Origin of the sequence: Vibrio profundi (assembly GCF_005281835.1) — a bacterium.
GTDB lineage: Bacteria > Pseudomonadota > Gammaproteobacteria > Enterobacterales > Vibrionaceae > Vibrio > Vibrio profundi.
In genome coordinates, this window is record NZ_RZIS01000006.1 from 48,477 (window position 1) to 70,796 (window position 22,320).

Annotated in this window: 21 protein-coding genes; 5 read left to right on the forward strand and 16 right to left on the reverse strand. The window is 44.0% G+C overall.

The window, feature by feature from the left end; genetic code table 11:
* Positions 1-198: 198 nt before the first annotated feature.
* The 6 genes from vpsR to xerD all read right to left on the reverse strand — a co-directional run bounded on the left by vpsR (position 199) and on the right by xerD (position 8,131).
* Positions 199-1,533, reverse strand: coding sequence for a cyclic-di-GMP-binding transcriptional regulator VpsR (gene vpsR / locus ELZ11_RS15355; protein ID WP_137358306.1), 1,335 nt, complete (start codon positions 1,531-1,533; stop codon positions 199-201).
* Between the two features lie 245 nt (positions 1,534-1,778).
* The gene (gene lysS, locus ELZ11_RS15360; protein WP_137358307.1) at positions 1,779-3,296 is read right to left on the reverse strand and encodes a lysine--tRNA ligase; all 1,518 of its coding nucleotides are present in this window, start codon (positions 3,294-3,296) and stop codon (positions 1,779-1,781) included.
* A 34-nt stretch (positions 3,297-3,330) separates the two neighbouring features.
* Positions 3,331-4,429, reverse strand: a protein-coding gene (gene prfB / locus ELZ11_RS15365) for a peptide chain release factor 2 (protein WP_137358308.1) whose coding sequence is annotated in 2 segments (ribosomal slippage) — positions 3,331-4,353 and positions 4,355-4,429 — 1,098 coding nt in all. Because the reading frame shifts where the segments join, the coding sequence is not laid out codon by codon here.
* Positions 4,430-4,566: 137 nt separating this feature from the next.
* Positions 4,567-6,306 carry a single-stranded-DNA-specific exonuclease RecJ gene (gene recJ, locus ELZ11_RS15370; protein WP_137358309.1) on the reverse strand — a complete coding sequence of 580 codons (1,740 nt, stop codon included), beginning with the start codon at positions 6,304-6,306 and terminating at the stop codon, positions 4,567-4,569.
* Positions 6,307-6,363: 57 nt separating this feature from the next.
* Complete coding sequence (locus tag ELZ11_RS15375) at positions 6,364-7,185, reverse strand: thioredoxin fold domain-containing protein (protein WP_137358310.1); 822 nt, start codon at positions 7,183-7,185, stop codon at positions 6,364-6,366.
* A 28-nt stretch (positions 7,186-7,213) separates the two neighbouring features.
* Positions 7,214-8,131, reverse strand: a complete 918-nt coding sequence (gene xerD / locus ELZ11_RS15380) for a site-specific tyrosine recombinase XerD (RefSeq protein WP_137358311.1) — start codon at positions 8,129-8,131, stop codon at positions 7,214-7,216.
* A 151-nt stretch (positions 8,132-8,282) separates the two neighbouring features.
* Between xerD and fldB the strand changes: the two genes are divergently transcribed.
* Positions 8,283-8,804 (forward strand): flavodoxin FldB, encoded by a 522-nt coding sequence (gene fldB / locus ELZ11_RS15385; RefSeq protein ID WP_137358312.1) that lies wholly within the window; start codon positions 8,283-8,285, stop codon positions 8,802-8,804.
* 98 nt (positions 8,805-8,902) lie between these two features.
* Here fldB and brnQ read toward each other — a convergent pair whose 3' ends face one another.
* Positions 8,903-10,216 carry a branched-chain amino acid transport system II carrier protein gene (gene brnQ, locus ELZ11_RS15390; protein ID WP_137358313.1) on the reverse strand — a complete coding sequence of 438 codons (1,314 nt, stop codon included), beginning with the start codon at positions 10,214-10,216 and terminating at the stop codon, positions 8,903-8,905.
* Between the two features lie 316 nt (positions 10,217-10,532).
* Between brnQ and ELZ11_RS15395 the strand changes: the two genes are divergently transcribed.
* Both ELZ11_RS15395 and srmB read left to right on the forward strand, forming a co-directional pair.
* Positions 10,533-11,252, forward strand: a complete 720-nt coding sequence (locus ELZ11_RS15395) for a tRNA1(Val) (adenine(37)-N6)-methyltransferase (RefSeq protein WP_137358314.1) — start codon at positions 10,533-10,535, stop codon at positions 11,250-11,252.
* Positions 11,253-11,359: 107 nt separating this feature from the next.
* Complete coding sequence (srmB, locus tag ELZ11_RS15400; protein WP_137358315.1) at positions 11,360-12,595, forward strand: ATP-dependent RNA helicase SrmB; 1,236 nt, start codon at positions 11,360-11,362, stop codon at positions 12,593-12,595.
* A gap of 81 nt (positions 12,596-12,676) precedes the next feature.
* On the opposite strand, the gene yaaA is transcribed toward srmB, so the two are convergent.
* Both yaaA and ELZ11_RS15410 read right to left on the reverse strand, forming a co-directional pair.
* Positions 12,677-13,453: a peroxide stress protein YaaA gene (gene yaaA / locus ELZ11_RS15405; protein WP_137358316.1), complete on the reverse strand. Its 777-nt coding sequence runs from the start codon at positions 13,451-13,453 to the stop codon at positions 12,677-12,679.
* Between the two features lie 202 nt (positions 13,454-13,655).
* Positions 13,656-15,086 carry an alanine/glycine:cation symporter family protein gene (locus ELZ11_RS15410; RefSeq protein ID WP_137358317.1) on the reverse strand — a complete coding sequence of 477 codons (1,431 nt, stop codon included), beginning with the start codon at positions 15,084-15,086 and terminating at the stop codon, positions 13,656-13,658.
* 711 nt (positions 15,087-15,797) lie between these two features.
* On the opposite strand from ELZ11_RS15410, the gene ELZ11_RS15420 reads away from it, so the two are divergent.
* A complete protein-coding gene (locus ELZ11_RS15420) occupies positions 15,798-15,983 on the forward strand; it encodes a DUF3545 family protein (protein WP_137358319.1) in 186 nt (61 codons plus the stop codon).
* Between the two features lie 78 nt (positions 15,984-16,061).
* On the opposite strand, the gene ELZ11_RS15425 is transcribed toward ELZ11_RS15420, so the two are convergent.
* From ELZ11_RS15425 to nfo, 4 genes are all read right to left on the reverse strand, one after another.
* The gene (locus ELZ11_RS15425; RefSeq protein ID WP_137358320.1) at positions 16,062-16,613 is read right to left on the reverse strand and encodes a hemerythrin domain-containing protein; all 552 of its coding nucleotides are present in this window, start codon (positions 16,611-16,613) and stop codon (positions 16,062-16,064) included.
* Between the two features lie 81 nt (positions 16,614-16,694).
* Positions 16,695-17,381: a uracil-DNA glycosylase gene (gene ung / locus ELZ11_RS15430; protein WP_137358321.1), complete on the reverse strand. Its 687-nt coding sequence runs from the start codon at positions 17,379-17,381 to the stop codon at positions 16,695-16,697.
* A gap of 67 nt (positions 17,382-17,448) precedes the next feature.
* Positions 17,449-17,571 carry a hypothetical protein gene (locus tag ELZ11_RS24035; protein WP_257619119.1) on the reverse strand — a complete coding sequence of 41 codons (123 nt, stop codon included), beginning with the start codon at positions 17,569-17,571 and terminating at the stop codon, positions 17,449-17,451.
* Positions 17,572-17,646: 75 nt separating this feature from the next.
* The gene (gene nfo / locus ELZ11_RS15435) at positions 17,647-18,537 is read right to left on the reverse strand and encodes a deoxyribonuclease IV (protein ID WP_137358322.1); all 891 of its coding nucleotides are present in this window, start codon (positions 18,535-18,537) and stop codon (positions 17,647-17,649) included.
* Between the two features lie 326 nt (positions 18,538-18,863).
* Here nfo and grcA point away from each other — a divergent pair, with 326 nt between their 5' ends.
* Positions 18,864-19,241, forward strand: a complete 378-nt coding sequence (gene grcA, locus ELZ11_RS15440) for an autonomous glycyl radical cofactor GrcA (RefSeq protein WP_137358323.1) — start codon at positions 18,864-18,866, stop codon at positions 19,239-19,241.
* Between the two features lie 91 nt (positions 19,242-19,332).
* Here grcA and ELZ11_RS15445 read toward each other — a convergent pair whose 3' ends face one another.
* The 3 genes from ELZ11_RS15445 to thrB form a co-directional block, all read right to left on the reverse strand.
* Positions 19,333-19,992 (reverse strand): NADPH-dependent FMN reductase, encoded by a 660-nt coding sequence (locus ELZ11_RS15445; RefSeq protein ID WP_137358324.1) that lies wholly within the window; start codon positions 19,990-19,992, stop codon positions 19,333-19,335.
* A gap of 76 nt (positions 19,993-20,068) precedes the next feature.
* Positions 20,069-21,352, reverse strand: a complete 1,284-nt coding sequence (gene thrC, locus ELZ11_RS15450) for a threonine synthase (protein ID WP_137358325.1) — start codon at positions 21,350-21,352, stop codon at positions 20,069-20,071.
* The gene (thrB, locus tag ELZ11_RS15455) at positions 21,349-22,305 is read right to left on the reverse strand and encodes a homoserine kinase (protein WP_137358473.1); all 957 of its coding nucleotides are present in this window, start codon (positions 22,303-22,305) and stop codon (positions 21,349-21,351) included. The genes thrC and thrB overlap by 4 nt, the downstream gene beginning before the upstream one ends.
* Positions 22,306-22,320 lie beyond the last annotated feature (15 nt).

Sequence of the window (22,320 nt, forward strand, 5' to 3'; positions counted from 1 at the left end):
AAATTCTATGCAAATGAGGATATTATTCAACCAGTAATTTCATAACATTATAAAAACAAACTATTTACCTAATAACCAATTGCATATGAAAGTAACTATAAGTTATTCGGCTAGGTTATATAAAAAGACAGCATTTTCCTCTACAAACATAAAGCCACGCATTAAGCGTGGCTTGAATAAATCTTTTGAATTATCAGATTAAACGGCATTTTCCGAAATCAGACTATGTTTATTGAGTAGTCGATACATGGTCGCTCTCGAAACCCCTAACTCTTTCGCAGCTAAAGAAACTTGTCCGCTATGAGACTCTAATACTAATAGCAGCGCATCACGCTCAGAGCGTTCCCGAATACTTTTCAAGCTCCGCCTACCATCACTACGTTTTGGTAAATCCAGCTGCTCTTCATCGATCATCACCGAATCAGACATCAGCACTACTCGCTTAATCTGATTCGTTAATTCTCTAACATTCCCTGGCCAGTGATAACGAGTCAACGCTTTAAGAGCATCCTCAGAAAAACTTCTGGCTTGCGCATTAAACTCTTTCGAATATTCCTGTAGGAAGTAACGAGACAATACTGCAATGTCTCCAGCTCGCTCTTTTAAGCTTGGGACATTGATTCTTAACACATTAATGTAATGGTAAAGCTCTTCATTAAACTCACCTTCTATCAATGCTTTTTCAATATCAGAAGAATTTGAAGCCAAAATACGAACATCAACGGCTTTAGTGCCTTCAGCCGTATCTATCGTGCCCTCTTGTAAAAACCTGAGAAGATTCATCTGCTGTGATTTCGGCATGGCCAAAATATCATTCAATAAAATCGTTCCGCCATCAGCTTGTTCCAACATACTTGGCTTCACTAATACGTCACTACTGATGCCAAACAACTCTGATTCGATTCTAGATTCAGACAATGCGCGGCAGTTAACCGTAAGAAAAAGCTTTTGAGATCGAGAAGACGTTTTATGGATAGCTTTAGCGACGGTCTCTTTACCAGAGCCGCTTTCGCCATAGATCAAGATGCTGACATCGGTCGGCCCTATTCGCTTAACTTGGTCACGGAGACGCTTTAAAGGAACAGAATCGCCAAATAAGCCCATATCACTACTGTGCCCATAATTCGGCCATACCTTCTTTTCGAGTTTGAGCATGCCTAACTGGTGACCAATGGTACTTAGGAGTTGAGCGTCTGGAATTGGTGCAGTAAAGAAATCAATACAGAAATTCACGATGAACTGGCAAATAGTGTCAGAACTCAATTGCGATTCACGAATAAATGCTATCCAGCGAACTTGCTTATGAGTGCTCACCAAATTGGCGATCCCATTCAAGCTAAATTCATCATGGCTTAAATCAACAACACCAATACAAGGGCCTGTTTCAGAAATAAGTGCATCGGCTTTACGTAAATCAGCGCATTGAGTGCAACGCCAACCTACTTGTTCTAAAACAGATAACCAAGGTTCATAAGCTCCACCGACAACGATAAGAGAACCCGGTACTGAGTCCATCTTAAATTGAGTCCCCATCCCTACTTCCTTACTCTATTTTGTTAAATACCAGCCAAAGTCGCTAAAACAACCCATTTATATGAGCTTTAGCACTGACGTTACAGTATTGAGACTATCTTAGATAATCCGTCTCAATAGTAAGACTACGTTAGAAATAATGATTTTTCGAATGAATAGGAGGCAATATCAGAAATGCTTGATGAATATATAAAACAAAAAAGCCACCTAACGAGGTGGCTTTTATCAAATCAGCTTAAAAAGAATTAAGCTTGAGGGCGCATTGCCGGGAACAAGATCACGTCACGGATTGTGTGCGTGTTTGTAAATAGCATAGCTAGACGGTCGATACCGATACCTTGACCTGCTGTAGGCGGTAGGCCGTGCTCAAGCGCTGTGATGTAGTCTGCATCGTAGTACATTGCTTCATCATCACCCGCGTCTTTCGCGTTCACTTGCGCTTTAAAACGCTCGTCTTGGTCTTGTGCATCGTTAAGCTCAGAGAAACCATTCGCAACTTCACGACCACCGATGAAGAACTCGAAACGGTCTGTGAAGAACGGGTTATCATCGCTACGACGAGCTAGAGGAGAGATATCCGCTGGGTAGCCAGTGATGAAGGTTGGTTGAATTAGCTGAGGCTCAGCCGTTTCACCAAAGATTTCTTCAAGTAGCTGACCACATGTCCAGAACGTTTCTACTTCAACGTGAACTGATTTAGCAATACCTACCATCTTGTCACGGTCTTGAAGATCAGCTTCTGTTAGAGCTTGAATCTCGGCGTGCTCAGGGTTGTAGTGCTTGATTGCATCAAACATGCTCATGCGAGCGTACTTACCACCAAACTCTACTGTTTCGTCACCGTAAGGCATAGAAGTCGAACCAAGAACGTCCATCGCTGCTGTACTTAGCATCTCTTCAGTCAGATCCATCAGATCTTTGTAATCCGAGTACGCTTGGTAGAATTCCATCATTGTGAATTCTGGGTTGTGACGTGGAGACAGACCTTCGTTTCGGAAGTTACGGTTGATCTCGAATACACGGTCAAAACCACCCACTACTAGACGCTTCAGGTAAAGCTCAGGGGCAACACGTAGGTACATGTCGATGTCTAGCGCGTTGTGATGAGTGATGAATGGACGTGCAGTCGCACCACCAGGGATCACGTGCATCATTGGCGTTTCAACTTCTAGGTAGCCTTTTGAGCTCATGAAGTTACGGATTGAAGATACAAGCTTAGAACGCACGATGAATGCGTTACGAGAATCTTCGTTCACGATTAGGTCAACGTAACGCTGACGGTAACGCATCTCTTGGTCAGTCAGACCGTGGAATTTCTCTGGTAGAGGGCGAAGTGCTTTAGTTAGCAATTCAAACTCTTCCATGTTCACGTAAAGGTCGCCTTTGCCTGACTTGTGAAGTGCGCCTTTAACACCGATGATGTCACCGATATCTAGACCTTGGTACTTCTCTTTTAGTACTTTCTGAACGTCTTTCGCAGCATAAGCTTGAATACGGCCAGATGTTTCTTGAATCGCTAAGAACGGACCACGCTTCGCCATAACACGACCAGCGATAGCAACGATGTGGTTTAATTCTTCTAGCTCTTCTTTGCTCTTTTCACCGAATTCAGCTTGAAGGTCGCCAGCTAAGTGCTCACGACGGAAATCATTAGGGTGGCCATTAGCTTTACAGCTTTGGCGGATATGATCCAGCTTGCTACGACGCTCTGCAATCAGTTTGTTTTCTTCTTGTACGTTGTCGTTTTGAACAGCATCAGTCATTTTCGATGTATCCTGTTTGTAGTCGGTGAAAATCTTACAGGCCTGATTTCAGGCTAGCTTCGATAAATTTGTCTAGGTCGCCATCGAGAACCGCTTGAGTATTGCGGTTTTCAATGCCAGTGCGTAAATCTTTAATACGAGAATCGTCTAATACGTAAGAGCGGATTTGGCTGCCCCAACCGATATCTGATTTCGTATCTTCATTCGCTTGCTTTTCAGCATTTTGCTTTTGAATTTCAAGTTCGAATAGCTTAGCTCGAAGCTGCTTCATCGCTTGATCTTTGTTTTTATGCTGCGAACGATCGTTCTGACACTGCACCACAGTATTCGTTGGTACGTGAGTAATACGTACCGCTGATTCTGTGGTGTTTACGTGCTGACCACCCGCGCCTGAAGCACGGTATACGTCGATACGTAAATCAGAAGGGTTAATGTCGATCGTAATGTTGTCATCAATCTCTGGGTAGATAAACGCAGATGCAAATGAAGTATGACGACGGCCACTTGAATCAAATGGTGATTTACGAACCAAGCGGTGTACACCTGTCTCAGTACGTAACCAACCGTACGCGTACTCACCAGAGATACGTACCGTTGCACCTTTAAGGCCAGCGACTTCGCCTTCAGACACTTCAATCACTTCTGTTTTGAAGCCCTTAGCTTCTGCCCAACGCAAGTACATGCGCAGCATCATAGAAGTCCAGTCTTGAGCTTCTGTACCACCAGAACCTGACTGTAAATCGATGTAGCAATCTGAAGCATCATGATCGCCAGAGAACATACGACGGAACTCTAGTTTACCTAGCTTAGCTTCAAGCTCTGCAAGTTCTGGTTCAATTTCGTCGAACGTTTCTTGGTCTTCTTCTTCAACCGCAAGCTCAAGTAGACCGTCTACATCCTCAACACCTTGGTCAAGCAAGTCGATGGTTTCTACTACCGCTTCCAGTGCAGAACGCTCTTTGCCTAGCGCTTGAGCACGCTCAGGTTCGTTCCATACATCCGGTTGTTCTAATTCTGCGTTTACTTCTTCTAGACGCTCTTTCTTAGCGTCATAGTCAAAGGTACCCCCTCAGGATATTTGTGCGCTCAGACACATCCTGCAGACGGTTTTTGATTGGATTGATTTCAAACATTTTAGCTCATCATTTATGAGTAGAATTTAACCGAAGAATTCTACTCAAAAATGTGACGGAGATACAGAAAAAAATACGTTTCCAGCCCATCAATTAGACAGGCTAGAAAGGATTGATTCTGAAAAGGGGAAGGATGCCTATTTTGCTTCTAAATGATCGATCATCAATTGCAAAGATTGATTGCCACGAAACTCATTAATATCTAATTTATACGCCAAACGAACCGTCTTCACGGATGCATCTGGCCAGCGACGTAGATCAACATTAAACGCAATACCATCAATCATGATATTTGTTGGGTGACCTTTAAATAGAGGCTCTAACATCAGCTTCAAATGTTTCTCACCCACCAATTTTTGATGCAGCACTTTAAACTCACCATCAAAAATTGGCTCAGGGAACGCTTGCCCCCAAGGTCCACCAGCACGCAATGTTTCCGCTGTATGCATTGAGAATTCTTCAGGTTTGAGCTCACCGTCCGACAAAATGATGCCTTTTAGCGCCGCTTCATCGAGCTCTTGCTTAACGATTTCATCAAACAATTTACTGAAACGGTTAAAGTCCGCTTCCTTGATAGTTAGACCAGCAGCCATCGCGTGACCACCAAACTTTAATATCAGACCTGGGTGCTGAGTATCAATTCTATCGAGCGCATCTCGCATGTGCAGCCCTGGTATCGAGCGACAAGAACCTTTGATATAGCCTTCACCGCCATCAGCAAACGCAATCACCGGGCGATGGAATTTATCTTTGATTCGAGAGGCAAGAATACCAATCACACCTTGGTGCCAATCCCGCTGGAATAACGCTAAACCATAAGGCAGTTCCGCATCTTCACCAAATTGCAGACGTTCACAAAAAGCCATCGCTTCTTGCTTCATGCCTTCTTCAATTTCTTTACGGGTTTGATTTAGGCCATCGAGTTCACTTGCCATTCGACGCGCTGCATGAATGTTGTTACTCATTAAGAGTTCAACACCAAAAGACATGTCGTCGAGACGGCCAGCAGCATTGATACGCGGGCCAAGTGCAAAGCCAAAATCAGAAGCAACCAAGCGACGTGCATCTCTTTTCGCAACTTCAATAAGCGCTTGAATACCCGGTCGAGCTTTACCTGCACGGATCCGCTGCAGGCCTTGATGTACCAAAATACGGTTATTATCATCCAGTGGGACAACATCCGCTACCGTACCCAACGCGACTAAATCAATAAGCTCCATTAACTTAGGCTCAGGCATGCCTTGCTGAGCAAACCAACCCGATTTACGCATATGTACACATAGAGCCATCATTAAATAGAAAGCCACCCCAACTCCAGCTAGCGCTTTAGAAGGAAACGCACAGCTTTCTAGGTTTGGGTTGACCATTGCATCCACCATCGGTAACTCGTGCCCAGGTAAGTGGTGATCGGTAACGAGAACTTCTAGCCCTTGTTCCTTAGCGAAGCGAACCCCTTCAATTGAAGAAACGCCATTATCAACCGTCATGATCACTTCAGCACCAATCTCGATCGCTTGCTCCACCACTTCAGGGCTTAAGCCGTAGCCATCTTCAAAACGGTTTGGTACCAAGTAATCAACGTTCGAACTGCCAAGCATACGCAGCGCCAATACTGAAAGCGCTGAGCTTGTCGCACCATCAGCATCAAAATCACCGACGATAATAATGCGTTTTTGCTGCTGAATCGCGTTGAATAACAACTCAACCGCCGCATCAATCCCGCCCAATTTCTGGTACGAGTGTAAGCCTTTGGCTGCCGTTTCTAATTGGCTAGCACTGGTAATTCCACGGCTGACATAAATGCGTTTAAGTAAGTCAGGTTGATTACCAGCTAAGACACTAGTATCGACTTCAGGGCGGCGTTGAATCTCTATCATATTGATTGAGGCCTAACTTGAATAATCAGGCCTGCTCCTTCATGTTTATAATCGGAATTACTGTTGCTCTAAGCGCTGCAGTAGTTGCGCTGGTGGTAAGTAGCCACTTACCAACTCACCGCTCGGTAGGAAGATTGCTGGCGTACCACTGATACCCAGTTCACGGCCTAACGCATATTGTTCTCGGATCTGTTGCTCAGACTTCGCGACATCGCCTACTGAGTCTGGAAACTTGCGATTCACTTTAGCATCATGCATCGCGGTTTGTGGATCTGCTGCTGCCCAAATCGTTGCCATTTGGCTCGCCACTTTTCCGCTAGCGCCTTGGCGTGGATACGCTAAGTAACGAACCGTGATTCCAAGCGCGTTGTAACCATCCATTTGGCTATGCAGCCTTACACAGTAACCACACGTAATATCGGTGAACACGGTTACCACGTATTTTTCATTTTCCGCTTTGTATTCAATCGACTGGTCTGCGAATGCCGCTATTTTCTCTGCGTTAATAGGCGCTTGGCGCTCTGCAAGAATATCGCTAAATTTTCCATTCTCATCCAAAGAGTACAAAGTCCCTGCGATAAAGTGCTCGCCTGTGAGTGATGAGAAGATCACGCCACTATTGGTTTGAATTTCTAGTAAACCTTCAATATCAGACGGCACAATATTAGACACTTTAATGCCAATCTTTTCAAAACGTGCAGTCAATGCTTTTGCGTCAAATTCGGTACTACCGGCCTGAACTGGTTCAGTTTGAGTCACTTTCGTCGCACTTTCTTGAGGTGCTTCCGTTTTATCGACAGACGCTGTGTCTTCTGCACCATTACAAGCGGCCAGAAGGATTGGAAGAGTTAATAATGGAAGACGGCGTAATACGCTCATGCATGTCACCTTAATTATTAGAATTCTGTTAAGCCCGTGGGTGGTGCTCAGTGTGGATCTGTTTGAGTCTTTCCGTTGCCACGTGAGTATAAATTTGAGTAGTTGATAAGTCACTATGCCCTAAAAGCATTTGTACGACTCTTAAATCCGCCCCATAGTTCAATAAGTGAGTCGCAAATGCATGGCGCAACACGTGAGGCGATAAAAGCTCAGTATCAATCCCAGCTAACACTGCGTAATGCTTAATTCGATACCAAAAAGTTTGCCTTGTCATTTGCCTTGCGCGTTTACTCGGGAAGACAACATCCGAAGTGTTTTCTCCTAGTAACGCAGGGCGACCTTGCTCCATAAAGGTTTCAATCCAATCTACGGCATTTTCTCCCATTGGCACCAAACGCTCTTTGCCACCTTTACCCGTCACTCGCACCACACCTTGGCGTAAGCTGATATTTTCCATTGTCAGGCTTACCAATTCAGTCACACGCAGACCAGTCGCGTACAGAAGTTCAAGCATGGCTTTGTCACGCAACTCTATTGGATCGTTAGGATCAGGGGCATCCAGCAAAGCGTCGACCTGCTCTTCACTCAGATCTTTAGGTAAACGTTGAGGTAGCTTTGGACTCACTAATAGTGCGCTCGGATCGTCGGCACGAATTTTTTCACGGTGAAGGTATTGAAACAGACGGCGAATGGCAGACAACATCCGCGCACGAGAAGTTTGCTTGAAATCTTGATCCACCAGCCAGCTTTGATAATCCTGAAGCCCAGATAAGCTGATGAAGTCTAATTTGTAGTTATGGTTTTCCATCCATAGAATAAGTTTGGTCAGATCGGTGCGATACGATGCCAGCGTATTTTCTGACAATCCGCGCTCCATCCACATCGTATCTAAAAATTGCTCGACCAATCCATAATCTAAGCTTTGCCCTTGAGACGGCGACTGCATTGCATTTACTCTCGATTTCCAAAACAGATTTGAGAGTATGCCAGCACACTATCGATTGCCATAAAAATTACGAGTTGCGCGTATAATCGCTGCAATCAAAAGCAATTTATGGTTAGAATTCGCCATCCCAAATAAAAACCGAACATATGCTATGAAAATTGGATTATTTTACGGCTCTACCACCTGCTATACCGAAATGGCAGCAGAAAAAATTCGCGCCATCATAGGTGAAGAACTTGTCGATATTCATAACGTAAAGGAAACGCCTTTATCGCTAATGGCTGATTACGACCTACTGCTCTTAGGCATTTCCACTTGGGATTTCGGAGAAATTCAAGAAGATTGGAACGAAGCGTGGGACAACATTGCAACCACACCTGTTAAAGGCAAAACCGTGGCTTTGTTTGGTCTGGGCGATCAAGAAGGCTATGGCGAATGGTTCTTGGACGCGATGGGTTTATTGCACGACGAGCTTAAAACTGCTGGCGCGGATTTTGTTGGCTACTGGCCTAACAATGAAAGCTACGAATTTGAAGCATCAAAGGCACTCACTGAAGATAAATCTCAGTTCGTGGGTTTAGCTCTTGATGAAGATTCTCAATATGAATTGAGCGACGAGCGTATCGAAGCTTGGGTTGAGCAAGTACTAGTTGAATATCACGATAAGCTTTAGCCATAAGCTTTACGTTCAGTCTTAGAACCAACCATTGGTTGAACACAAATGAAAAGGCCTCGTCACTATGACGAGGCCTTTATTATTTTAGTCAGCAATTATGCGGCTTCTTGAGAAAGCTCTTCTTGCGGTGCTTTTCCAATGAAAAACATGCAGATAATGGCTGCTGCTGTCGGCATTAACCAACCCATACCTATCTCAAACAGTGGCAACATGTTCAATGCTGAAACATTCACACCCGCCACTTTTGCTGCATCAATCAATGCAAACAATAACGATACAAGAATCACAACGCGGTATGCCACACGTGGGTTAGGTAGCTTCTTGCGGATGAAAGTTAACGCCACAAGTGCAATCGCCACAGGGTAAAGTGCGAACAATACCGGTACAGACAATGAAATTAGCTGAGCCAAACCAACGTTAGCAACCGTCGCACACGCTACGCCATTGATAATCACCCAAGTCTTGTAAGACAGTGGTGTCAACGAACTGAAGTAATCAGAACACGCCGAAATTAGGCCAATTGCCGTCGTTAAACACGCTAGTAAAACGATTACAGACAACACGATTTGACCTGACGGGCCAAACAGAGCTTGAACGTATTGGCTTAGTACTACGCCACCGTTGTCCACGCCAGCGGCCACTGTCGCACTCGTTGCACCTAGGTAGAACAACGAAATGTAAACAAATGCTAAACCCGCAGCGGCAATACAACCAGCGCTAATTAAGTACTTAGTCGTTGCAGCGCGGTCAGTGATGCCTTTGCTACGAATCGCATCGACAATCAACATACCGAACATCAATGAACCAAACGTATCCATCGTGTTGTAGCCTTCTAGGAAACCTTTTGTCAGAGGCTGAGTCAGGTAATCACCTTGCGCCGCTGCCATTGCACCTTGTGGGTTTACGAATACCGCGATAGCCAGAATTACTAAGCCAATGAAGAGTAAAGGCGTCAACACTTTACCAATCACATCAATCAACTTGCCTTGCGACCATGCAAAAAACATCGCAATGGCGAAAAACGCAATAGAGAAGATTGTCAGGTGAGCTTGCGCGGCATCAATGAAGAACGGCTTCACTGCCATTTCGTAAGCCACTAGACCAGTACGCGGAGCTGCAAATGCAGGGCCAATGATGATAAAAATCAGCACAGCCATAATAGTAGCCGCTTGCTTTGGAAGATCTTTGGTTAAGTGGCCCCAAGAACCACCCGCAACAGCAATAGCAACGATAGTAATTAGAGGAAGACCTACAGCTGTTAGCAAGAAACCAGACATCGCTGGGAATAAGTGTTCACCGGCCAATTGACCCGCTAAAGGTGGGAAGATGATGTTTCCGGCACCTAAGAAGAAAGCAAAAAGCATAAAGCCCAATGCGATTATATCTGTTAGTTTTAGACTCTGATTCACAGATAACCCTTAATTATATTTTTGGAATTTAAATTGTGTTTGCATGAATGCTCACGTTAAAAAATGTGCACTCAATCTATAAAATAGGCGCGCATAATGACGAAACACTCACCAGTTCGCAAGTAACAAGAAAAAAACACTATATTAATTTGCACATTGAACAACAAACCAGTTCAAATCACTGGATTAATAAAAATAACCAAAATTATACACCAAACATATTCATTAACAGATCAAACACAACTAGACAGTTAAACCAAACATACTGTTAACAATGGATATATAATCTTAAAAATAACGAGAAAACAGAATAAACATGAGAAGCGATAAATTGAAAACTAAAGGCTTTAATTTTAAGCAGTTCTCTATAGATGGCGGGCAAAGCGGCATGCCAGTCAGTACCGATGGCGTATTACTAGGAGCTTGGGCTCAATTTCCCCATGCTAACAACATCTTAGATATCGGCACCGGAACCGGGTTGCTGGCCTTGATGACTGCCCAAAGGTTTACTGGCGTTAACGTACAAGCTATTGATATAAACCAGCACGCGATAGAAGCAGCCTTATTCAATTTTAAACATTCTCCGTGGTCACCTCGGATCCAGTTAATACAAGGCGATGTGCTATCGCACCCTTTCACTGAGAAATTCGCAGGCATCATCTGTAACCCTCCGTATTTCAATAACGGCGAGCAAGCAAAGCAGCAACAAAGGGCCACCGCGAGGCATACCGATACATTGGCTCACCAAGCCCTGATTGATCGCTGCTCAGCTATCACTACCGAGGCTGTTACAGCAAGCTTCATTTTGCCCATCACCGAAGGAGAATCTTTCATCGCTCTCGCCTTACAATCAGGCTGGTACCTATCTCGACGATTAGATGTAAAACCTACTGACACCAAACCCGCAAGCCGTGTCCTGTTTGAATTAACTAAACACCCACAAGAAACTCAATATGATCACCTCACCATTCGTCATAAAGCCGACTATAGCGATGAGTTTATTGCGCTAACTAAAGATTTTTATCTGAAGATGTAGAAATACCATGTGATCCTAATCACTAATGCTTCTATAATGGCCGACTACTCTTTTTTATCTTCTGCTACTTGATGCAGAAAACATTTATTGCTTGTGGAGAAACAACAGTGATCAGAACCTTTGCAGAACTCGATCTAGAACAAGAGCTGCTAAAAGCAATTGACGAAATGGGCTACGAACGCCCAACACAGGTACAAGCTGAAGCAATCCCACAAGCGTTAGATGGAAGAGACGTTTTAGCTTCCGCGCCGACAGGTACAGGTAAAACCGCATCGTTCGTGCTACCAGCACTGCAATACTTACTGGACTTCCCACGTAAGAAAGCAGGCCCTGCACGTATGCTAATCCTTACGCCCACGCGTGAGCTAGCGATGCAGATCACCGACCAAGCCCGTGAGCTTGCTAAATACACCAGCTTAAACATCTTCACCATTACTGGTGGTGTGATGTATCAAGAGCACGCCGACATCCTAGGCACCACTCAAGATATCGTGGTTGCCACTCCTGGCCGTCTAATGGAATACATTGAAGCTGAACGCTTTGATTGCCGTGCGATTGAATGGCTTATCCTTGATGAAGCAGACCGCATGCTGGACATGGGTTTTGGCCCAGTGGTTGACCGATTGTCTGCCGAGTGTCGCTGGCGTAAACAGACTTTACTATTCTCAGCAACACTAGAAGGTAAAGGCGTAGAAGGCTTCACTGAAGATCTTCTTAAGAACCCAGCAGAAATCAACGCGCAGTCATCACTACGTGAACGTAAAAAGATCACTCAGTGGTATCACCGTGCGGATACAGCGGACCATAAACTGGACCTGCTTAAACACATTATCACCGAGCAAGCCGAGCGCACTATCGTGTTCCTAAAAACTCGTGAGCGTTTAGGTGAACTGCGTGCGCAACTGGAAAGTGCGCAAATCCCTTGTGCGTGGATCCAAGGCGAAATGCCTCAAGATCGTCGTAACAATGCGATTGCTCGTTTCCGTGACGGTACCGTTAATGTGCTATTGGCCACTGACGTCGCCGCTCGTGGTATCGACCTTCCAGACGTTAGCCACGTGATTAACTACGATATGCCGCGTACTGCGGATGTGTACCTACACCGTATCGGCCGTACGGCTCGTGCAGGTAAGAAAGGTAATGCCATCTCAATCATTGAAGCGCACGACCAACCAATGATTGAACGTGTTGCTCGCTACACGAAAGAAAGCATCAAAGAGCGCTTCATCGAAGGTATGCGCCCAACGCACAAAAAACCAGTCTTCAAGAAAAAGAAGAAAGTGAAAAAAGACGACAAAAAAGCCGGTGCGTCTAAAAAGAAAGCCGCGAAGAAAAAGAAGTAACTCCTTCTGAAGATCAAAAAAACCGATGCTAATGCATCGGTTTTTTATTGGTGTTTCGCTAAGTCTAAAATACGTCAGTACTTAAGCTTGTTCTTCTCGTTTGAAGACTAATTCTTTCGCATTCGACTCTTCTTCAACAAAGTAGTAACCCGCGGTATCAAACTTGGTTAAGGCTTCAATCGAATCAATCTTGTTTTCAATGATGTAACGAGCCATCATGCCGCGAGCTTTCTTAGCGTAGAAGCTAATCACCTTGTACTGACCGTTCTTACAATCTTTGAATACTGGCGTAATCACTTGCCCATCTAAGTTCTTTGGCTTCACCGCTTTAAAGTACTCATTAGACGCCAAATTAATCAGAACATTATCACCTTGAGCATTCAACGCTTCATTCAACTTATCTGTGATTAAGTTGCCCCAGAATTGGTATAAGTTTGTGCCACGCTCATTCGCTAAACGGGTCCCCATTTCTAGGCGGTACGGCTGCATCAAATCCAAAGGCTTCAATAAACCATAAAGGCCTGAAAGCATACGCAAATGGCTTTGTGCGTAATCGAAATCTTCTTCTGTCAGAGACTCTGCATCTAGCCCTGTGTATACGTCACCTTTAAAAGCTAGTATCGCTTGGCGAGCATTCTCTTGAGTGAAGGTTTCGCTCCACTGCTCAAAACGCGCCACATTCAACCCTGCGATTTTATCGCTCACTTTCATTAATGCCGAAACATCCGCTGGGGTTAGCTTACGGCACACTTCAATAAGTTCAGCTGAATGTTCAACAAACTCAGGCTGACTAAAGCGCTCTGTCGCTAAAGGAGATTCGTAATCTAATGTTTTTGCTGGAGAAACGACAACTAACATAACTTTTACCCTATTAGGTTAGATAAGTGAGTATTAATGATGATGCTAGAGTATAGAAAAAACACCAATTTGTCTTTATGACTCTTCCTATTACTTCAATAGGCGACCTTGGTATAACTCAAACACCCAATAAACAAAAAGGCCAAGGTATACACCTTGGCCTCTCATCGTTTTGGAATACGCTCTTCATCCGAGCATAAGATTATTTCTTAGTGTTATCCCAAATACCATCTTCTAGCTGAGACTTAAGCTCAGGGAAGTCGTTCGCATCGAACGTTGGTACTTTGCCCGCATCTAATTGGCGGTTGTAGTCTTTTGCTAGTTTAATCACGATACCAGATAGCAAGATAATCGCTACCAAGTTAACAATCGCCATTAGGCCCATTGATACGTCAGCCAATGCCCATACCGTTGGTAGCGTCGCTAGAGAACCAAACATCACCATACCAAGAACAACGATACGGAATAGCACTAGGCCTTTCTTGTTGTTGTGCTCTAGGAAGATTAAGTTCGTTTCAGCGTACGAGTAGTTTGCAATGATAGAAGTGAAAGCGAAGAAGAAAATCGCTACCGCAACAAAGATACCACCCCAGTCACCAACTTGTGCAGTTAGTGCACGTTGAGTCAGTTCGATACCCGTTACTTCTGTTGCTTGGCCTACGTACTCGCCAGACATCAGGATGATAGCAACCGTTGCAGAACAGATAACGATAGTATCAACGAATACACCTAGCATTTGAACATAACCTTGCGACGCTGGGTGCGGCGGATAAGGTGTTGCTGATGCCGCTGCGTTTGGCGCAGAACCCATACCAGCTTCGTTCGAGAATAAACCCCGTTTAATACCATTGATCATCGCTTGAGCGATTGCGTAGCCTAAGCCACCCGCAGCAGCTTCTTGTAGGCCGAATGCGCTCTTGAAGATAAGCGCTAATACATCTGGCACTTTCTCGATGTTCATGAACATTACGAAGATAGCAATCGCAAGGTAAGCAAGTGCCATAACAGGAACGATAAGTTCAGCTGTACGAGCGATCTTACGAATACCACCAAAAATAACGAATGCAGAGATAATAACGATAGCCACACCAACGTAGCTGCGCTCAAAATCAAATGCTGTGTTCATTGCACTTGCAATCGCATTTGCTTGAACCGCGTTAAATACTAGGCCGAATGCAATGATAAGGAAGATAGAGAATAGAACCCCCATCCAACGCATACCAAGGCCTTTCTCCATATAGTATGCAGGGCCACCACGGTAGTTACCGTCGTTATCACGCGTTTTGTATAGCTGTGCTAACGTACTTTCTGCGAAAGATGTTGCCATACCTAACATAGCGATTAGCCACATCCAGAAGATAGCACCAGGGCCACCAGCAGTCAGTGCAACTGCCACACCGGCCATGTTACCTGTACCTACACGAGCAGCAAGACTAGTACAAAGAGCTTGGAAAGAAGAGATACCAGCGTTGTCTGCTTTACGGCTGTTCTTTAAAACTGAGAACATGTGGCCAAAATGGCGGAATTGAATGAAGCCTAGTCGTACGGTGAAGTAAATACCCACACCAACCAGTAAGTAAACTAAGATTGATCCCCAAAGAAGATCATTCATTAAATTAATTAAATCTGTCACGTGAACCTCGTATTGAGTGTAAGCACTGATCCTGCGTCCAAGCCCTCCTCTAAATTGCCAATGCCAGTGTCAATGTTGTGTCGGCATTCGTTATATCGTGTTATTTGTGCAATTTAGATTGTAAATCGTCGCCTCATGCGTCCATTTTACGTATCAGTGTATTTTTTGACGGGCGGATAATGCAGCGAGTTCAAGCAAAAATCAATATGCAAACTACTTCTTACAATTGCAACTTTTCACTATTAAATCACCATCTATTAACATAAAAAGTAACAACACCCTCTATGAAAAGACACATAAACCAGACAATTCAACAACAACACTTTGTTGATTTATTTTATCTGAATATCGTCCTATAAAAACAGCTTAAACCTAGAGCGGGTAAGGTATGATGAACTTGATAGCATTTCCCCGAGTTGATTCTTTCTTCCGTCATTCCCATCGATTATGAGTATGATTACATTGTAACCAAAATGCTATTTTATATGTCGCTAGAATTAACATTCTCGCCCCTACAATTTAATCGTTTCCCTTTGTTCGTTTGCACAATAATTAACCACACCACATGCCAAATAACGTGATCTTTAGTAGAAAATACACACAAAACCTTCATGGGAATGAAACAAATGAGAAACAAATCAAAGTTATCGTTAAGCCAAATATGGTACTAAATGGTTCGAAAGGAACCGCAAACATGGAAAGAGGTAGCTTATGGAAGGCTTTCAATTCGATGAAATCGCAGAGCTAGATACACCAAGAGCACAGAGAAGTCGCTCAAAGCCGGTTAAACGTAAATGGCGTGAAATTGAAGAGATCAATGACCGTCGCCGCTTACAGAAGGAGCTCATGGATATGGACCTAGGCGTAGATTTTGGTATCGAGGATATAAAACTCTAACGTCCCTCCTCTCACAACGATAAAAGGCACTGTTTAAAGTGCCTTTTTATTTCAGATAGCTAAGCCGCGACAACCCGATTAAACGCACTCCCGCTCGTTTTCACGTACTCGTTGCGCCAACTGCTTATATTGATCAGCAATGGTTTCGCCAAACACAGGATCGTCTTCTGGTTGCATCCATTGCGATTCCACCTCTTGCCAATCTTCAATCGTGAACGACTCGATAATCAAAGGTAAAACGAAGCGTTCCTCTAATTCCAAGTGTTGTTTTTGCAATTGGATAAAACGCTCTAGCTTCTCGATGAAGACTTCTTGCGGCACCACAGCATCTTGCAAAATCATTTCAACAACCGCTAAGAACTGAGCCGTATGCTCCGCTAGCGTTTGATGCTCCAGCTCTAAGTTATCAATAGATTTGAGGTCACCATACTTCTTCAAGTAATGATGATAAATAATGTCCTCTTTTGGGTGATGTACCGTCTCAGAGTGGTTGGTCAAATAACTGACCACTTCCTTGACTAAGCTATAGTTGATGCTTTGTTCACTATTAAGCTGAGCTAACTTCTGTTTTAAGATCGCCAACAAACGAACCATATAGCCATGCTCTCGCCTGATCCTTTCAATCATCATAAAATCGACCTCCATTTCACCTACTTTTTATAAGTGTATAGGTGCATGGCTAATCAAGGATTGATCTTGGTCGAAAAACAATCAACTAGATATACTTAATGGCAGATTCCACTGAATTGGAGAATGTCCTAGCTGTTTAAGGTGCTGATTGGTTTTGGAAAAGTGCTGGCAACCGAAAAATCCACGCCTTGCTGACAGTGGAGATGGGTGTGGCGACTCAAGCACAATATGTTTGCTCTTATCGATGTTGTTCCCTTTTTTCTGTGCATGCGCCCCCCACAGTAAAAAGACTATTGGCTCCTCTCTACTGTTTAACTGTTCAATGACGGCATCGGTAAATAGCTCCCAACCACACTTAGCGTGCGAGTGTGCTTTGCCTTGCTCAACAGTCAAAACCGTATTCAACAATAGTACACCTTGCTCAGCCCACTCTTTTAAGTAGCCATGAGCTGGGATCTCAAAGCCTTCTATATCTTGCTCAAGTTCTTTGTACATATTGCGTAAAGAAGGTGGGACTTTCACGCCAGGTAGTACAGAAAACGCCAAGCCATGCGCTTGATCAGGGCCATGATAAGGATCTTGCCCAAGCACAACCACTTTAACCTGCTTGAACGGCGTCATCGAAAAGGCACTAAATACATGCTCATTTTCGGGGTAGACCGACTTCCCACTTTCACGCTCTTTCTCGACAAATTGAAGCGTCTGCTGAAAATACGCTTTCTGTTGTTCTTGATGAATGAATTCATCCCAAGTTTCGATGCAATGCATAAGGCCCCCTAAAAATGTTTGCCGCTAGTGTATACCGCTAGCGGCACTTTTTCAGGGAGAGAATGAATTATCCACTTTTTTGCGGAGTACGGTGATGTCCATGACTATGAATATGACGATTCGGTGCAGGTAACCGACTAGGAATAGAAACACGCGCGACTGGCGCACTAGAAATTAAGACAGAATACATAAGGCACCCTCCTGTTCATTGTTAGTGGTTTACATATTCAACAAAACTAATGAAAGAAAGATGCCAACAATGACATTACGCTGTGCTAGTCATTGATTCTTGGTGAAATTTTCTTAACTGCTGGATCTCTTGTTTCCATAGTTCAGGCTTTATTGTCTCTAAAATCAACGGGATACCATCAAACCTTGAATCTGAGGCTATATATTCGAAACAATCCCAACCTATCTCTCCCTCTCCAAGTGCGTGATGCCTATCTACTCTGCTTGCAAATTCTGCTTTAGAATCATTAATGTGCATTGCTCTTAGATAGTGCATACCGACAATTCTGTCGAACTCGGCAAATGTTGTTTCACACGCTTCTTTAGTACGTAAATCGTAACCTGCGGTAAACGTGTGGCAGGTATCGAGGCAAACGCCAACCCGCTCTTTATCTTCGACTTGCTCAATAATTTCCGCTAAATGTTCGAACTTCCATCCTAAATTGGTGCCCTGACCTGACGTATTCTCAATCACTGCGATCACATTCGGTACCGCTTGATGAGCAAGGTTGATGGACTCTGCGATGCGAGCCAAGCAATCCGCTTCTGAGATTTTCTTTAAATGACTCCCAGGATGAAAATTCAGCAATGTCAGCCCTAGTAAGTTACAACGCTCCATTTCATCAATGAATGCCGCGCGAGACTTCTCTAGTTTTTCCTCTTCTGGGGCTCCTAAATTGATCAAGTAAGAATCATGCGGAAGAATATGCTCGGCAGTAAAACCAAGCATTTTACAATTTGCTTTAAAGGCACTGATTGTCTTAGCTTCAAGCGGTTTAGCAGCCCATTGCCTTTGATTTTTCGTAAATAAAGCAAAGGCATTCGCTCCTATTTCACGAGCGCGCATTGGCGCTTGGTCAACACCGCCTGCAGCCGAGACATGAGCGCCGATGAATTTACGTTCTTGGGAAGAAATATTGTTCGTCATTAAATCACTTCGTACTTTCAGAATACGTATCAAATTGAGTATTGGAATACGCTCTAGTTCAATAAAAAATCATAATTTGTAGTAATTTTACAACAAATTAAACTGTTAAAATAATTTTATAGTTTCAAATAAATTGTAACCATATTGTTTTCAAAGGTTTTATTGATTTAACTCAATAAAAAAGCCACTTTAAAAATATGGTTTTTGGTTGTTTTTTGACTTAAATCAATATCATTCAAACTTCAATTCGGTATATATAAACCAGCTCAACCAAATTCGAAAGTTAACACCATAATCAACCCACGTCAGTGGACTAGGAGATAGTGATGATCCAAGGTATTCAAATTACAAAAGCTGCAAACGACGACCTACTTAACTCAATCTGGTTACTAGATAGCGAGAAAAATGAAGCTCGTTGCGTAGTGGCAACCGCTGGCTTTGAAGCAGACCAAGTAATCACCGCAAGCGATCTAGGTGAGTACGAAAGCCGTGAAGTGGCAATCGAAACAGCGCCTCGCATTGAAGGTGGCCAGCACCTTAACGTAAACGTGCTTAAGCGTGAAACTCTTGAAGATGCGGTAGCAAACCCAGAGAAATACCCGCAACTAACCATTCGTGTATCTGGCTACGCTGTACGTTTTAACTCACTAACGACAGAACAGCAACGTGACGTAATCGCGCGTACGTTCACTGAGTCTCTATAATAGCTTAGTGATACGCTAATTATTTAAAAGCTTGGTTAGAGATAACCAAGCTTTTTTGTTTTCACGACGAACTAAAATACAGTAGCTCTATCTATGGAGCATTTCTTTGAGAAGGGCTTTTATTAAACACCTCTGCAATAGAGGTAGGTTCAATAAACGCGCGTTGCGTCTTCGCTCCTTCCGCCCACCACATTAGCTGCGCCACGGTTCGATTTAAATAATCATCCCATTTACCTTGCTGTCCAGCATCGATAACCACACCATCTTCATCAAACACTTCATGTGCATGTGGCAAATGAATCATCGCGGATACCGGTAAGCAGCCCAGCTCAGACAAAAACGTACGCATCGATACTGCCGCTCTCGCTCCGCCCCATTGACCAGCGGAATAGGTAACAATTGCACTTGGTTTATAAGAAAACAGAGAACTACCGAAGTGGTTGAGCATGTGTGCTAGCGCTGGACTCATTGAGTGATTATATTCTGGACTCACCATTAAATAGCCATCGGCCTGCTTAATTTTCTCAGCCAACGCCTTTAAGTCTGTCGGCACAGCAGAGCGGCGATATGAAAATTCCGGTTTGAAAACATCACCAAAGTCATAATCTAGTGGATCGATGATCTCGACATCATGTTCACGATAAGCACTACGTAGTAATCGTTGGCACGCTTTACTGACTCGCATTCCCAATCTTGCAGGGCGAGGCGGAGTACTTTCTCTTACTGAACCTAAAAATATTAAGAACTTCATAACCACCTCCGATTCTTTTCAATAAAAAAGGTGAATGACAAGTCATTCACCTTTCGCTGTTACTTCTAAAGTGAGTCTATTTTTGAACGCGACGTAGTACTTCTTTTAAAGCATCAAAGTCGTTAGCAAGATTCTCAGACAATAAATCCATCGCTGCGTGCTTCGCTAACGGGCCTGGAAGATCGATGTCTGAACCAAGAATGTCATCAACCACTTCTTTAAACTTCGCAGGGTGAGCCGTACATAAGAATAAGCCAGTTTCACCATCTTGCAGTTGCTCGTCTAATAGACGGTAAGCGATCGCACCATGTGGCTCACATAGGTAACCTTGTGCTTTTAGGTCGCGTACTGATTCAGCGCTCTGTTCATCAGATACTTTACCCTTACCTAGCGTATCTAACCCCCACCCTTTCAGTTGGCAAAGTTCTTCAATACGTGGCCAGTTGTTTGGCTGACTTACGTCCATCGCATTTGAAGTCGTTGCAACGGTTGGTTTCGGATCCCACTTACCCGTTTCTAGGTAACGTGGCACCGTATCATTTTCATTGGTCGCAGCAATAAAGCGTTTAATTGGTAGGCCCAGTGCTTTTGCTAGCAGACCAGCGGTTAAGTTACCGAAGTTACCACTTGGCACTGAAATCACTAGGTTCTCACGCTGTTCTTTGCTTAGCTGAGAAGCCGCTTCAAAGTAATAACAGATCTGAGCCATTAAACGACTGATGTTGATTGAGTTTGCAGAGTTGAGACCAATCTCTTCACGCAATGCTGCGTCGTCAAAAGCCTGCTTCACTAATGCCTGACAGGCATCGAAATCGCCATCAATTGCGACCGTATGAATATTCTTACCTAGAGTACAGAACAACTTCTCTTGAAGAGGACTGATCTTGCCATTCGGGTAAAGGATCACTACGTTGATGTCTTCCATGCCGTAAAAAGCATGAGCGACGGCAGCACCAGTATCACCAGACGTTGCTGTAAGGATAGTGATCTTACCGCCATCAGAAACCGCAGCTAAAGATTGAGCCATAAAGCGGCCACCGAAATCTTTAAAGGCTAGCGTTGGGCCGTGGAATAGCTCTAGTGCATAAACGCCATCTTTTACTTTGTTGATTGGTGCTGGAAATTGAAATGCAGCATCAACCAATTGATTTACTTGCTCAGCTGGAAGTTCATCGCCAATTAAAGCCGAAAGAATTTTACCACTGCGCGTAACGAAGTCTTCTGCAAGTAGTGCATCGATATCGTCAAACTTAGGCAATTCTGATGGGAAAAATAAACCTTGGTTACGGCCTAACCCTTGGCGCACGGCTTGGCCAAAAGATACTTGTTCGTCATTTTCTTTGATGTTGTACAGCTTCATAGCTCACTTCCTGTAACGATCGATCCTTGCTTGTCTAAACGACAAACGTGAACGAATCCTTCTTCATTTTGTACGTAATTTTGTTCTAACCAGCGTGCAACACGCTCAGCGACATCTTGTTCTTTGCAAATGCTAAACAGAGTTGGACCACTACCAGAAATACCAGTAGCCAAAGCCCCGGCAGAAGCAGCGTATTTACGCGCATCTGCAAACCCTGGAAGCAGTTTCTCACGATATGGTTCTGCGATCACGTCTTTGATCATCTTAGCCGCTAGCTCAGGCTGGCCCGAGTGGCACGCGTGGATGAAGCCTGCTAGATGGCGCCCATGAGCAATCACATCTTGGCGGCGATACTGGGAAGGTAAAATCTCTCGAGCTTCAGCCGTTGAAACTTTAATCCCAGGGTAAGCCATCACCCAGTACCAATCATCAAAACAAGGCACTTCTTGGCTAATGATGCCTAATTCTTCCAGCATTAGCTGTAAGCCACCTAGGTAACATGGCGCCACATTATCATAGTGGATACCACCAGAAATCTGCCCTTCCATCTCGCCCATTAAGGCAAGCAGTTCCATTTCATTTAATGGCTGACCATGGAAGCGGTTTAACGCGTCTAGCGCCGCAACAATCGAGCAAGCACTTGAACCTAACCCAGAGCCGATTGGCATGTTTTTCTCGAGTGTCATTTCAAGCGGCTTTAGCTCGCCGCCTTTTTTCGCCAACTCGCGAGCGAATACTACCCAGCAATCATAAACAATGTTTTCTTTTGCTTCGGTAGGCAGCTTAGACACAAAGCTACCTGCTGTTTTTAATGTAAAAGCTTCACTGCCCGATTTTACTAGTACTCGGTCACCCAATAGCGTGCCATCAATTGGAGACACAGCAGCACCTAATACATCAAAACCTACGCTAACATTTCCGATTGAAGCAGGAGCGTAAACGACAACATCCATATCACTTGAACTCAT

Coding starts and splice junctions, on each gene's coding strand:
- vpsR (WP_137358306.1), bottom strand. CDS start 1,533: ATGGGGACTCAATTTAAGATGGACTCAGTACCGGGTTCTCTTATCGTT.
- lysS (WP_137358307.1), bottom strand. CDS start 3,296: ATGACTGATGCTGTTCAAAACGACAACGTACAAGAAGAAAACAAACTG.
- recJ (WP_137358309.1), bottom strand. CDS start 6,306: ATGATAGAGATTCAACGCCGCCCTGAAGTCGATACTAGTGTCTTAGCT.
- ELZ11_RS15375 (WP_137358310.1), bottom strand. CDS start 7,185: ATGAGCGTATTACGCCGTCTTCCATTATTAACTCTTCCAATCCTTCTG.
- xerD (WP_137358311.1), bottom strand. CDS start 8,131: ATGCAGTCGCCGTCTCAAGGGCAAAGCTTAGATTATGGATTGGTCGAG.
- fldB (WP_137358312.1), top strand. CDS start 8,283: ATGAAAATTGGATTATTTTACGGCTCTACCACCTGCTATACCGAAATG.
- ELZ11_RS15395 (WP_137358314.1), top strand. CDS start 10,533: ATGAGAAGCGATAAATTGAAAACTAAAGGCTTTAATTTTAAGCAGTTC.
- yaaA (WP_137358316.1), bottom strand. CDS start 13,453: ATGTTAGTTGTCGTTTCTCCAGCAAAAACATTAGATTACGAATCTCCT.
- ELZ11_RS15420 (WP_137358319.1), top strand. CDS start 15,798: ATGGAAGGCTTTCAATTCGATGAAATCGCAGAGCTAGATACACCAAGA.
- ELZ11_RS15425 (WP_137358320.1), bottom strand. CDS start 16,613: ATGATGATTGAAAGGATCAGGCGAGAGCATGGCTATATGGTTCGTTTG.
- ung (WP_137358321.1), bottom strand. CDS start 17,381: ATGCATTGCATCGAAACTTGGGATGAATTCATTCATCAAGAACAACAG.
- ELZ11_RS24035 (WP_257619119.1), bottom strand. CDS start 17,571: ATGTATTCTGTCTTAATTTCTAGTGCGCCAGTCGCGCGTGTTTCTATT.
- nfo (WP_137358322.1), bottom strand. CDS start 18,537: ATGACGAACAATATTTCTTCCCAAGAACGTAAATTCATCGGCGCTCAT.
- grcA (WP_137358323.1), top strand. CDS start 18,864: ATGATCCAAGGTATTCAAATTACAAAAGCTGCAAACGACGACCTACTT.
- ELZ11_RS15445 (WP_137358324.1), bottom strand. CDS start 19,992: ATGAAGTTCTTAATATTTTTAGGTTCAGTAAGAGAAAGTACTCCGCCT.
- thrC (WP_137358325.1), bottom strand. CDS start 21,352: ATGAAGCTGTACAACATCAAAGAAAATGACGAACAAGTATCTTTTGGC.
- thrB (WP_137358473.1), bottom strand. CDS start 22,305: ATGGATGTTGTCGTTTACGCTCCTGCTTCAATCGGAAATGTTAGCGTA.